13 protein-coding genes are annotated in these 12044 nt (G+C 73.3%); 9 read left to right on the forward strand and 4 right to left on the reverse strand.

The features are described from left to right. The first annotated feature begins 15 nt into the window (after positions 1-15). The 3 genes from coaE to ABZ930_RS24835 are packed head-to-tail and all read left to right on the forward strand — an operon-like array spanning position 16 to position 1449. Entirely contained in the window at positions 16-624 is a 609-nt protein-coding gene (gene coaE, locus ABZ930_RS24825; RefSeq protein ID WP_361551588.1) for a dephospho-CoA kinase, read from the forward strand. Beyond that, positions 621-1004, forward strand: coding sequence for a DUF3592 domain-containing protein (locus ABZ930_RS24830; protein ID WP_361551591.1), 384 nt, complete (start codon positions 621-623; stop codon positions 1002-1004). The genes coaE and ABZ930_RS24830 overlap by 4 nt, the downstream gene beginning before the upstream one ends. Positions 1005-1041: 37 nt before the next feature. Beyond that, complete coding sequence (locus ABZ930_RS24835; RefSeq protein WP_361551594.1) at positions 1042-1449, forward strand: tetratricopeptide repeat protein; 408 nt, start codon at positions 1042-1044, stop codon at positions 1447-1449. Positions 1450-1527: 78 nt separating this feature from the next. On the opposite strand, the gene ABZ930_RS24840 is transcribed toward ABZ930_RS24835, so the two are convergent. The 3 genes from ABZ930_RS24840 to ABZ930_RS24850 form a co-directional block, all read right to left on the reverse strand. Continuing rightward, positions 1528-1794, reverse strand: a complete 267-nt coding sequence (locus tag ABZ930_RS24840; protein ID WP_361551814.1) for a DUF6343 family protein — start codon at positions 1792-1794, stop codon at positions 1528-1530. Positions 1795-1855: 61 nt separating this feature from the next. Further along, complete coding sequence (locus ABZ930_RS24845; protein ID WP_361551597.1) at positions 1856-3850, reverse strand: hypothetical protein; 1995 nt, start codon at positions 3848-3850, stop codon at positions 1856-1858. 7 nt (positions 3851-3857) lie between these two features. Further along, a complete protein-coding gene (locus tag ABZ930_RS24850; protein ID WP_361551600.1) occupies positions 3858-4769 on the reverse strand; it encodes an SGNH/GDSL hydrolase family protein in 912 nt (303 codons plus the stop codon). 112 nt (positions 4770-4881) lie between these two features. Here ABZ930_RS24850 and ABZ930_RS24855 point away from each other — a divergent pair, with 112 nt between their 5' ends. The 4 genes from ABZ930_RS24855 (at position 4882) to ABZ930_RS24870 (ending at position 8433) form a co-directional block, all read left to right on the forward strand. Beyond that, a complete protein-coding gene (locus ABZ930_RS24855) occupies positions 4882-6129 on the forward strand; it encodes a helix-turn-helix domain-containing protein (protein WP_361551603.1) in 1248 nt (415 codons plus the stop codon). A 45-nt stretch (positions 6130-6174) separates the two neighbouring features. Further along, the gene (locus ABZ930_RS24860) at positions 6175-7179 is read left to right on the forward strand and encodes an acyltransferase domain-containing protein (RefSeq protein ID WP_361551605.1); all 1005 of its coding nucleotides are present in this window, start codon (positions 6175-6177) and stop codon (positions 7177-7179) included. A 46-nt stretch (positions 7180-7225) separates the two neighbouring features. After that, on the forward strand, positions 7226-7909 hold the full coding sequence (locus ABZ930_RS24865) for a class I SAM-dependent methyltransferase (RefSeq protein WP_361551608.1): 684 nt from the start codon (positions 7226-7228) through the stop codon (positions 7907-7909). A gap of 95 nt (positions 7910-8004) precedes the next feature. Further along, a complete protein-coding gene (locus ABZ930_RS24870) occupies positions 8005-8433 on the forward strand; it encodes a DoxX family protein (RefSeq protein ID WP_361551611.1) in 429 nt (142 codons plus the stop codon). 113 nt (positions 8434-8546) lie between these two features. Here the strand turns inward: ABZ930_RS24870 and ABZ930_RS24875 are convergent, their stop codons facing one another. After that, entirely contained in the window at positions 8547-9029 is a 483-nt protein-coding gene (locus ABZ930_RS24875; protein ID WP_361551614.1) for a S4 domain-containing protein, read from the reverse strand. A 116-nt stretch (positions 9030-9145) separates the two neighbouring features. Between ABZ930_RS24875 and ABZ930_RS24880 the strand changes: the two genes are divergently transcribed. After that, positions 9146-10525, forward strand: a complete 1380-nt coding sequence (locus ABZ930_RS24880) for a M20/M25/M40 family metallo-hydrolase (protein ID WP_361551617.1) — start codon at positions 9146-9148, stop codon at positions 10523-10525. After that, a complete protein-coding gene (locus ABZ930_RS24885) occupies positions 10522-12036 on the forward strand; it encodes a YfcC family protein (protein WP_361551620.1) in 1515 nt (504 codons plus the stop codon). Before ABZ930_RS24880 ends, ABZ930_RS24885 begins: the two co-directional genes overlap by 4 nt. The last annotated feature ends 8 nt before the right edge of the window (positions 12037-12044 follow it).

The raw sequence follows: 12044 nt of genomic DNA on the forward strand, positions 1-12044 counted from the left end.
GTGGGAGGCGCGGACTTGTTGTCTGTGGGCTTGACCGGGGGAATCGGTTCCGGCAAGAGCGAAGTGTCGAGACTCCTGGTGGAGCGCGGCGCGCTCCTGATCGACGCCGACCGCATCGCCCGTGAGGTCGTCGAACCCGGCACACCCGGGCTCGCGGCCGTCGTCGAGGCGTTCGGCGACGACATCCTCACGGCGGACGGCACGCTCGACCGCCCGAAGCTGGGGTCGATCGTCTTCGCCGACTCCGACAAGCTGGCCACTCTGAACACGATCGTGCACCCGCTGGTCGGCGCCCGCTCCGCGGAGCTGCAGAAATCGGCGGGACCGGACTCGGTCGTCGTCCACGACGTGCCGCTGCTCGCGGAGAACGGCCTCGCGCCGCTCTACGACCTGGTCGTCGTGGTGGACACCAGCACCGAGACCCAGCTCGACCGGCTGACCCGGCTGCGCGGCATGAGCGAGGAGGACGCGCGGGCCCGGATGGCCGCGCAGGCCACCCGTGAGAAGCGGCTCGCCGTCGCCGACGTCGTCATCGACAACGACGTGTCCCTGGACCGGCTGCGCGAGCAGGTCGACCAGGTCTGGGACGACCTGGTGCGCCGGGCGCGCACCGCGTCGAAATGATCGTTCTGGCGGCGTTCACCGCGATGGGCGGGCTCGTCGCGCTCCTCGCGGGCGCCTACGGACTCCAGCGCACCCGGCGCGTCCGGGTGGCGGGGAATGTGGTCGAGGCGCTGGTCAAGCCGCCGCAGCCCGGTTCCGACCGGCCGCTGCTGCAGTTCGCGACCGGCGACGGCCAGGTCATAGAGGTCGTCTCGCCGGTACCGGCCAGCAAGCGGCTGCCGCTGCCCGCGGGGGGCGTCGTCAGCGTCGCGTACGACACCGAGGACCCGCGCGAGACCGTGCTGCTCGGCGGGGAGCGGCCCGGAGTCGACCGGACCTTCATGATCGCGGGGGCCGTGCTCGTCCTGGCCGGGATGGTGCTCGCCGTCTCGCTGGGCTGAGTGTCCTGACGGTGCGGGGCGGGCAGGAATAGCCCTCATGGGCCACGGTGTTGACGTGGTCGACACCGGAAGGGAGCACATCGTGTCCGACGCCACCCCGGAGACGCACGTCATCGACTACCGCGCAGCCGAGCAGTTGCTCGCCGCGCGGGATCCCCGTGGTGCGGTGAAGCTGCTCGACGATGTGATCGCCGCGCACCCCGAGAACACCGCGGCGCGGTTGCTGCGTGCGCGTGCCTTCTTCGCCGCCGCGCAGTTGCGGGCCGCCGAGCTGGAGTTCTCCATCGTCCTCGAGCGCGAGCCGGACAACGCGTTCGCGCACTTCGCGCTCGCCCGCACGTACGAGCTGTGGGCGCGGCCGCAGCAGGCCCGGCGGCATTTCCGGCTGGCCGCGGCGCTTGATCCGCAGCCGGAGTATGTGGCGGCGGCGCACTTCGACGACTGACGCGTACTCGTCTGCCGGGTGGGGGCCGGTGGGCGGGCCCGCCTTCGTCGTGGCTGGTCGCGCCGTTCCCCGCGCCCCTTATGGGGCGCTTTTTTTGTACGGGGGGATGTCGCGGCCCGGCTGGTAGTGGGGGCCCTGGCGGATGTGGCGGGTGATCAGGGCGAGGTCGATCGTCGTGATCAGCCAGAGTGCGCCGCAGGCCAGCGCCCAGCCGGGGCGGTGGGCGAACAGGAAGGCGAGGGTGCCGGCCGTCGTCCACAGCAGGCCGAACAGGGCGAGGCCCAGGCGCAGGCGCAGGGGGCTGCGCGCGGTGACCGGTTCGTCACCGGTCCGGATCAGGTGCATGGCCGTCACCTCCACGTGGTGAAGAGGCACCTTGGCTCCCCCTCCAGGGTGCCTCTTCGGTTCACGGGGTGGGAAGCGAGCGGCAGGGTGCCCGGTCGCACACGTCGACGACGGTCCCGGTGCGCAGGAACACCGCCTTCTGCTGCCGGGCCGCCGCCGTGGAGCGCGGATCGGAGTGCGGGTCCTTGCCGTACGCCGGCTCCGTGGGCGGCGTGTTCGTCAGCGGCGGTGCCGGGGTGCCGCTGTCCCAGACGACCATCGCGGAGCCGCCGCGCAGGGGCGGCTTCCCGGCCCGGCCGATGCCCCAGTACGGCACCAGGTCCGGACTGCGGCCCGTGGCCAGTGCGGGGGTGACCAGACGGGCACCGAGGGTGCGGGCCTCGACGTCGGCCGCCGCGTTCGCGACCTGGTGGTCGCCGTACGCGATGTGCATCAGGACGCGGTCGCCGCTGCCGGCGAGGGTCTGCGCGTAGCCGTTCGTCTCGCCGCGGTCCCAGATCATCTGGTAGAGCCCGAGGACGATCTGTTGGCGCAGCCGGTCCGGATAGGCCACGTCGAGGACCTGCTGGAACGGCGCGAAGTCCGCGCTGCGGTTGAGCAGCAGCCCGTAGTTCATGCCGGTCACGCCGAGCACGCCGCGCCCGACGTCCTTCGAGGCCGCCACGAGGGCGCCGCCCAGGATGCCGCCCTGGCTGTTCCCGTCGTACGTGAGGCCGTGCGCGGTGTCGATCAGGGGGCGGCCGTCCGCGGTGCGGAACGCCGCGTCGCGCGACAGCCCGTCCCGGTGGATCAGGGCGCGGCCCAGGAACATCGCGTTGAGCATGCCCTGTTCGGTGCGCTCGGGGATCGCGGGAAAGCGGTTCAGATCGGCGAGCGCGTCGAGCACGACCGGGATGTCGGCCTGCGCCATGCCGATCCAGTCGGTCGCGCAGAAGGTGAAGTCGTGCTCGGCGGCCATGGCCTTGACGTTGCCCGCGCCGACCTCGTTCGCGCTGCCGAGCAGGCCGTGTCCGTACAGGGCCGGGCGGGACGGCTGTCCGGTGAAGGCCGTACGGGGTATCTCGCAGCGGAAGGAGGCCGGTTGGACGTTGCCCGGCAGGCGGCGCGGGGTGCCGTCGCGGCCCCGGTTGAAGCGGGAGCCGGGCGGGCCGCCCGGCTGGGAGAGATAGCTGGGGACCGTCACCGTGCCCGTGACCTCGCGGGCGATCCGGGCGTCCTGGTCGGGCGTGAGGTCCTTGACGCCGGTGACCGTGAACCCGGGCGACGCGGAGCCCAGTCGGCGGAAGGCGTCGTCGCGGACGGAGAACAGGTCGCCGGTCAGGCTCCGGGCGCTCGCGACGGTGAAGTCCCAGGCCAGGTAGAGATCGCCGGTGCCGGTCCGGTGCCTCAAGGCCCGCAGCGCGGGCTGCAGTTGGCGCTGGCGTGCGGCCAGGGGGTCGTGCCGCGGGAGTTGCCTGCCCGCGACCTTCGCGAACGCCTCCGGCGTCGGCAGCCGGTGTCCGGTCGCGTCCTTGAGGTCACGCAGGGCCACGGCGTAGTGGTGTCCCTCGGCGAGGTTCTTCGCGGGGTGGATCAGCAGGGCCCGGCGGTCCGCGCTCGTCGCGTTGGCGTCCAGCTCGGCCCAGTAGGGCCATCGTTCGCCCGTCGTCGTGTCCAGGAGGACGATCGGCGCGTCACGGTCGAGTGAGCCGCCGATGTCGGTCAGCGGGGCCGCGCCCGTCGCGGCCAGGTCGAGGCCCGGCACATGGGCGAGCAGGGTCGAGCCGGGCGAGAAGCCGTCCGAGCGGTTCCAGGCGGTCGGGTCCACGGCGGGCGCGGCGGCGCCGCGCGGCAGCATGTCCGAGGTGAGGGCGACCCGGCGGCCGGTGGACGTGCCGGAGTCCGCGCGGGTGTACCAGTCGTCGGGGAAGGGCAGTAGGCAGTCGCCGCCGGTGGCCGTCAGCGGATCGCAACCACCCTGTGGGGAGGGCGAGTCGGCGGTCGCCGCCGGGGCGAGCGCCGTGGCGGCGCCGAGCAGCGCCGCCACGAGCGTCAGGGTGAGGGAGCGGGAGCGCACGGGTGCGTCAGCCTCCGATGTGCGCGCCGATGAAGCGGGCGTACGCCGCCTCGCCGAGGGCGTTCGGGTGCAGCGGCGCCGCCGGGGCCGTCGGCACGAAGCCCTCCACCCACTTGGTGCCGACCGCCCGGCAGGCGTCGTGGCCCGCGCTCGGGGTGCGCACGTCCACGTACTCGGCGCCGTGCGCGGCGGACTGCGCGGCGATCACCGAGTTGAGGTGGTCGACGCCGCCCTGGAGCCAGTCGGCGTCCTTGCCGAGGACCGGGACGATCGGCCAGCAGCCGCCCTTCTTGATGTAGTCGCCGTAGCCGGTGACCAGGACCCGGGCCTGCGGGGAGCGCTGGTGGACCGTGTCGAGGACGGCCGCCAGCTTCGGGCCGAACGCCTCGATCTTCTGCGAGACCTTGTCGACGCCGTCGACGACGAACTTCTTCTGGCAGCTGTCCGCCGTCGGGTCGAGCTGCATGCAGTCCTGGGCGACGCCGACCAGGCCCGCGTCGTTGCCGCCGATCGTGAGCGTCACCAGCGTGGTGTCGGCGCTCAGCGCGTCGAACTGGGGCGCCGCCGTCCCCATGTCCACCCCGAGCAGCGACAGCTTCTGCGGGGCGGCCATGTCGCCGGTGTCCGCGCCGGAACAGGTCACGTCATGGAAGGTCGTCACCTTCAGCTGGTCGGCCAGCAGATGGGCGTAGTTGCGGGTGGAGCGGCCGCAGGCCAGCGGGCCCGTGATCGGCGGCACGAGCGGTCCCGACGCCATCGAGTCGCCGAGCGCCACGTACACCTGGGGCGTGGCGGCCTGGGCCTGCGCGGTGCCCGCGCCGAGCGTCGCCAGGGCCGCGACCGCGACCAGCGCGGCGCCCAGACCTCTGCGGCTCTTCCCGGATCTGCTCGAACGTCCCTTGCTGCGCGAAGAGTTCACGGTGCGGCTCCCTGAATCTCACGGTGGGGCATGGATGGGGTCGCCGCACATGATGCAGACTCGTGGGGCAGCGCTTAACTGGTCGGTAACGCAGACTTACCGGGGGAAAGTTGTGACGCGTGACAAGACCGGGGCCACGGGCCCACTCATCGTCGCGGGCGTCCCGGCCGCCGCGCGGCTGCGGGCCCGCGTCCCCGCCCTGACCCGGCGGGTCGTGACCCGGCTGCGCAGCGAACTCCCCGTCTACGCCGAGCTGCCCGGCGAGGAGATCGCCGGGGACATCGCCGACATCGTGCAGTACACGCTGCGGCTGCTCGCCGACGTCATCGAGCACCGCCGGCCCGCCACCGACGCCGAACTCGCCCAGCAGCGCGACTCCGCGGCCCAGCGCGCCGAGGAGGGCGTCCCGCTCGACGCGATCCTCACCGCGTACCAGATCGGTACGGCGATGTGCTGGGCCGAGCTGTCGCAGGACGCCCGCCCCGCCGAACTGCCCGACCTCAAAGAGGCCGTCGACCGGATCATGGTGCTCCAGCAGCAGGTGACCTCCGCCGTCAGCCGCGCCTACCTCCAGACCCGCGCCATCCTCGACAGCCAGGAACACGGCGGCCGGCACGCCCTGCTGGCCGCTCTGCTGGCGGGCGAGTCCGGTGATCTCGCGGAGCGGCCCGGCGTCCAGCGGCCCGCCGCCCTCTACGCCGCGCTGACCCTGCGCCTCGGCACCCACCCCGACGAGACGCTGCCGGGCCCCGGCGCGGGCGTCGCCGCCCGGCGCAAGATCCGCCGGGTCCGCGCGGTCCTCGACGCGTTCGGCGCGGGCACCGGCGAACCCGCCCTGACCTCGCTCGACAGCTCCGGCGGCACCGCGCTGCTGCCGCTCGCCGAGGCGCCGCCCTGGCCCGGCCTGTGCGCCCTGACCGACGCGGCGGCGGACGCGGCCGGCGTCCCGGTGACCGCCGCCGCGGCCGTCGTCGAACCCGCCGGGGTGGCCGCCGCCGTCGCCGAGAACACCGAGATCGTCGATCTGGTGGAGCGCACCGGACGCGGCCCGGGCCTGTACCGGCTCGCCGACGTCCTCCTCGACTACCAGCTCAGCCGACCCAGCGTCGCCCTCGAAGGTCTCGCCCGGCTCCTGCAGCCCCTCGACAGCAAGCCGGAGCTGCTGCGCACGCTGGAGACGTATCTGCGGCACGGCCTGGACCGGCGCGGTTGCGCGGCCGCCCTGCACATCCACCCCAACACGGTGGACTACCGCATCCGGCGCATCGCCCGCCTCACCGGCCTGTCGCCCGGCCGTCCCGCCGATCTCCAGCACCTGACGGCGGCGCTGGTGGCGCGGCGGGCGCGTACGTTGGGCTGACGGCCGGGCCGACCGGACCGCTCGGAGCCGACCGAAGGAGACGGTGTGCCGGACCTGCTGGAGACGTTCCGGGGCGACACGGCGTGTGCCGCCTGGCTCGCCGCGCTCGACGACCCGGAGATACCCCGCCTCGCGGCGGCCCTGCCGTCCGACCTCGAGCTGCCGGACGTGCTCCTCGACCTGGCCGTCCCGCACGAGGACATCGCCCAACTGCTCGTCCTGCACCGTGAGATGACGGAATCCGCGGAGCTGAGGGAACTGCTGGAGCGGGCCGTCAGCGGGCTGCTGTGGCGGCTCGGGACGCCGGGGGAGGGGACGGGCCTGCCGGACGTACCGGCCGCGGCGGGGGCGCTCGGCCGCTGCTTCGCCGTGTTCGTGTTCGTGGCCGCGCTGCCGCACGTGCGCGCCCTCCACCGCGACCTCGGCGTCCCCGACGACGTCTCCCGGCACACGCTCGCCGATCTCGGCCGCAATCTCGCCGTGCACCGCCGCCGGTTCGGCACGACCGGGCTGCGGGTCCCCTGGTGGCCGACCCGGCACTTCCGCGGCGAGCTGTACCAGCTGGGACGGCTCCAGTTCGAGCGGGGGCGGCTGGGCAAGCGGACCGGAGCGGCGGTCGAGGCCGCCGGGGCCGGCGCGGGGCCCGGCGATCCCTGCCTGAGCGTGCACATCCCCGACTTCCGCGGCCCCTTCACCCCGCGCGCCTGCGACGACTCGATCGCCCGTGCCCGGGAGTTCTTCCCGCGGCACTTCCCGCACGAGCCGGTGAGGGCCGCCGTCTGCCACTCCTGGCTCCTGGACGAGCAGTTGCGCCGGTACCTGCCGGCCGACTCCAACATCGTCCGTTTCCAGGGGCGGTTCGAACTGCTCCCCACGCCGTCGGGCACCGTGCCCGAGCCCGAGGACGACACGCCGGTCGTCTTCGTCTTCGGCGGCACCGAGACCCCGCGCGCGCAACTGCCCCGCCGCACGAGCCTGCAGCGCGCCGTGCTCGGCCACCTCGACGCGGGCGGCCACTGGTACCTCGGGCGGGGCTGGTTCCCGATGTGAGGAACCGCCCGTGGGGCCCGGGCGTTCCCTGTGCATGAGCCTTGAGATGCGTACGGGATACGAAGGGACGGGACCGGGCGCCATCACGCCGGACGGCTGCGCGGTGGAGCTGTACTCGAGACTCCCCGTCGAGGACGAGCCGGACATCGTCGCGGGCGCCGTGCCCGCCGGCGCCCGCGTGCTGGAACTGGGCTGCGGGGTGGGCAGAGTGACCCACGCGCTGCTGGAGCGGGGCTTCGAGGTGACGGCGGTGGACGAGTCGCCCGACATGCTGGAGCGGGTCCGCGGCGCGCGCACGGTCCGCTCCACCATCGAGGGCCTGGACCTCGGCGGGGAGACGTTCGACGTCGTCCTCCTCGCCTCGCTCCTGGTCAACACGGGGGACCCGGCGGTGCGGCGCGGCATGCTCGACACGGTCCGGCGGCACGTCGCCGACGACGGCTGCGTCCTGATCCAGCGGGTGCGCGACGGCGCGTACGAGAACCTGCCGCGCGAGCGCCACTTCGCGGACCAGGGGTTCACCATCCGCATGGTGTCGTCGGAGCCGGTCGGCGGCGGGGTGCGCTCGTCGAAGGTGGAGTATCTGTTCCCCGACGCGGTGTGGACCCAGACGTACCGGATCCGGCCGATGACCCCGGAGGAGTTCGAACAGGCGCTGGCGGAGGCCGACTTGAAGGTGGACCGCTATCTCTCCGAGGACCGGGTGTGGGTCCGGGTGGTGCCCGTCTGACGCGGGGCGGCGCGGTGCGATGAGTTCCGGGGGCGGCCCCGGTCTTAACCGGTGACAGTGACCGACCGCTCGCTCGCACCGCTCAGGAGAGCATCATGACGAACCTCGCCGCCGCCCCGACCGCCGCCGCCCCCGTCCGCTCCCGCCGCGCCCGGATCGCACTCACGACGACCACGGTCGTGCTCGCCGCGTTCTTCGCCGTCGCGAGCGCCCTGCCCAAGCTCTTCGCGGTGTCCGCGGCGGTCGAATCCTTCGACACGATCGACTGGGGCGCCACGGGCATGTACCTCATCGGCGCGCTCGAACTCGCCGGTGCCGTCGCCCTGCTGGTGCCCGTCCTGTCGGGTGTGGCGCCGATCGCGCTGAGCGCCCTGATGGTGGGCGCGTGCGTCACCCAGATCGTCGCCTTCGACGGGGAGAACGCGGCGACGCCCCTGATCCTGATGGTCCCCCTCGCCGTCCTCGCGTGGGCGCGGCGCGGGAAGAACCGGGAGCTGCTGGCGCTGGTGCGCCGTGCCGTCTGAGCCACCGGCACCGGGCCGGGGTCCACCCCACGGGTGGGCCCCGGTTCAGTGCTGTTCCGTGTCGTCCGGTGCGTTCGGGCCGACGCCGGAGTCCACCGCACGCGGGGCCCGGTTCAGTGCTGCTGTGGACCGGATTCCTCGTCCGGCCCCTGGCCGAAGACGCCGCGCAGCCGCTCCAGTTCCCGGCGGTCGCGCTTGGTGGGGCGGCCCGTGCCCCGGTCGCGGATGCCGACCGGTGCCACGACCGCGCGGGGCGGAGGCGGCGGGCTGTTGTCGACGTACGCCTCGACGGCGACCGTCGCCCCGACGCGCTTGCGCAGCAGCCGCTTCACCACGACCACCCGCTCCGGAACACCGGGCCGGCGCAGCCGCACCTCGTCACCGACGCGCAGCGCCAACGCGGGCTTCGCACTCGTCCCGTTGACCTTGACGTGCCCGCCCTTGCAGGCCGCGGCGCCCGCCGAGCGCGTCTTGACCAGCCGCACGGACCAGATCCAGCTGTCGACGCGCACGCTCTCGCCACCGGCCGGGGCCGCCGCCCGCGCGGCCTCCGCCGGGTCCTTCGGCGCGTCCGCCCCCGATGTCTTCGCTGCCATGCCCCGACCTTAATCCCGTTACCGCCCCCGTCGGCGAGCCACGGACGAACCGCCCCGCCTCGACCCGGATAATCCGGGCGAACCACGCATACGACACAGTGAGGGGCGTGTACGTCATGGCAGATCCGCAGGGCCCGCCGGACCCCAGGGCTGCGGCCGACCGGCTGATGGACGGGCTGCGGGCCGACCTGGAGCGGCTCGCCGCCATCCCGTCGATCGCGTTCCCCGGCTTCCCCGCCGAACCGGTCCGGGAGGCCCACGACCTCCTCGTCGGCCTGCTCCGCGACGCGGGTGTCGAGCACATCGAGACCATCGAGCTGCCCGACACCGCCCCGGTGCTCTTCGGCGAGATCCCGCCGCCGACCCCGGACGCGCCGACCGTGCTGCTCTACTCGCACTACGACGTCCAGCCGCCCGGCGACGAGAGCCTGTGGGACTCGCCGCCGTTCGAGCCCACTCCCACCGACGGAGGCGACGGACTGCGGGCGCGCGGCATCGCCGACGACAAGTCGAACGTCATCGCGCACCTCGGGATGCTCCGGGCCTTCGGCGGCCGCCCGCCGGTCGGCGTCAAGATCGTCTTCGAGGGGCAGGAGGAGTACGGCAGCCCCTTCGACGAGTACCCGCCCACCGACCCGGAGCGGTTCGCCTGCGACGCCATGGTCATCGCCGACCTCGGCAACGTCCGTCCCGGCACCCCCACCCTCACCACCGGCCTGCGCGGCGCCGCCGAGGTGATCGTCGAGGCCCGCACGCTGAAGGAACCGCGCCACAGCGGCGAGTTCGGCGGCGCCGCCCCCGACGCGCTGCTCGTCCTGCTCAAGGCCCTCGCCACCCTGCACGACGTGCACGGCGACGTCGCCGTCGAGGGCCTGCGCCGCGAGGAGTGGACCGGCGCCGGGTTCACCGAGGAGGAGTTCCGCGATCTCGCCGGCGTCGAGGCCGGCCTGCCGCTGCTCGGCAGCGGCACCCTCGGCGAGCGCCTGTGGAGCGGCCCCGCGATCACCGTCATCGGCATCGACGCCCCGAGCGTGGACCACGCCGCGTCCGCCGTGGTCCCGTACGCCCGCGCCAAGCTCAACCTCCGCTTCCATCCCCGGCAGGACCCGCGCGAGGCCCGGGCGGCGCTGGCCGACCACCTGAGCGCGCTCAAGCCGTTCGGCGTGCCGCTCACCGTCACCCCCGGCGACACCGGACCGGGCTACGAGGCCGCCACCGACGGCCCGGCCTACCGCGCCGCCCGCGCCGCGCTCGCGACGGCGTGGGGGACCGAGGCCTCGTACATCGCGACGGGCGGTTCCATCCCGCTGGTCAACGGGCTCGCCCAGGCCGCCCCGCACGCCGAGGTGCTGCTCTTCGGCGCCCAGGACAACCAGTGCAACCTGCACGCCCCGAACGAGCGGGTCCTGCTGTCCGAACTGCACGCCACGGTCGTCGCGATGTGCGCGTTCGTCACCGGGTACGCCGCGGACTTCACCCGTGAGGACCGCGCATGAGCACCGAGACGGCCCAACAGCCGGACAAGAAGCGGAAATTCACCTTTCCGAGCGCCCTCACCGTGCTCGCCGTCGTCACGGTCGCGGTGTGGCTGCTCGCCTTCCTGATCCCCTCCGGCCAGTACGACCGGAACGACTCCGGCGCCCCGGTCGAGGGGACCTACCACCGCGTCCCCTCCGGCCAGTCCTTCGTCGACCGCCTCAACGACCTCTTCCTCTCCCCGGTCAACGGCCTCTACGGCATCCAGGACGCCAAGACCTCGCTCGTCGGCCCCGACAACTCCGGTGACCTGTACGGCAGCGCCGGTGTCTTCCTGTTCGTGCTGGCCATCGGCGCGTTCATCACCGTCGTCTTCGCGACCGGCGCCCTCGACCGCGGCATCGGCCTGCTCGCCCACCGGCTGCGCTCGCGCGGGACGCTGCTCATCGCCGGGGTCATGGTGGTCTTCTCGGTGCTCGGCACGGTCGAGGGCTTCGCCGAGGAGACCCTCGGCTTCTACGGACTGATCGTGCCGCTGATGCTCGCGCTCGGCTACGACCGGATGACGGCCGTCGGCGCGATCATCCTCGGCGCCGGGGTCGGCGTGCTGTGCTCCACGGTCAACCCGTTCGCGACCGGCGTCGCCTCCTCGGCCGCCGACATCTCCCTCGGCGACGGCATCGTGCTCCGCTTCGTCATGTGGGTGGTGCTGACCGCCGTCACCGTCGCCTACGTCATCCGGTACGCGCGGCGCGTCCAGAAGAACCCCGAGCGCTCGCTCTCCGGGTTCCTGCCGGGGGACCGGGAGACGTCGGCCGCCGCCGAGGCGGAGGTGCCCGAACTGACCCGGCTGCACCAGGCGGTCCTCGTCGTCACGGCCCTCGTCTTCGCCTTCATGATCTTCTCGGTCGTGCCGTGGGCGAGCGCCCTGACCGGCGACGCGGACGCGACCCCGTACGGCTTCGAGCTCGGCTGGTCCTTCCCGCAGCTCGCCGCGCTGTTCCTGTGCGCGGCCGTGCTGGTCGGTCTCGTCGCGCGGATGGGCGAGCAGAAGATCAGCTCCACGATCATCCAGGGCGCCGCCGACTTCGTCTCGCCCGCGCTGGTCATCCTGCTGGCCCGCGGCGTCACCGTGATCATGAACAACTCGAAGATCACCGACACCGTGCTGCACGCCATCGAGGGCGTCGTGAAGGGCACCTCGTCCGGCATCTTCGCGATCATCGTCTTCGTCGTGAACCTGCCGCTGGCCTTCCTCATCCCGTCCACGTCCGGGCACGCCACGCTCGCCATGCCGATCCTCGCCCCGCTCGCCGACTTCGCGGGCGTCTCGCGCGCGGTCGTCGTCACCGCCTGGGAGGCGGCCAGCGGCTGGATGAACCTGTGGGTGCCGACCACCGCCGTCACCATCGGCGGCGTGGCCCTCGCCAAGGTCGGCTACGACCGCTACCTGCGCTTCGTGTGGCCGCTGCTCGCCCTCCTCTTCGTCCTGATCTGCGGGTTCGTGGCGCTGGGGGCCGCGTTCACGTAGCCCCTAGG

The sequence above is a fragment of the Streptomyces sp. NPDC046716 genome (assembly GCF_040645755.1).
Classification (GTDB): Bacteria; Actinomycetota; Actinomycetes; order Streptomycetales; family Streptomycetaceae; genus Streptomyces.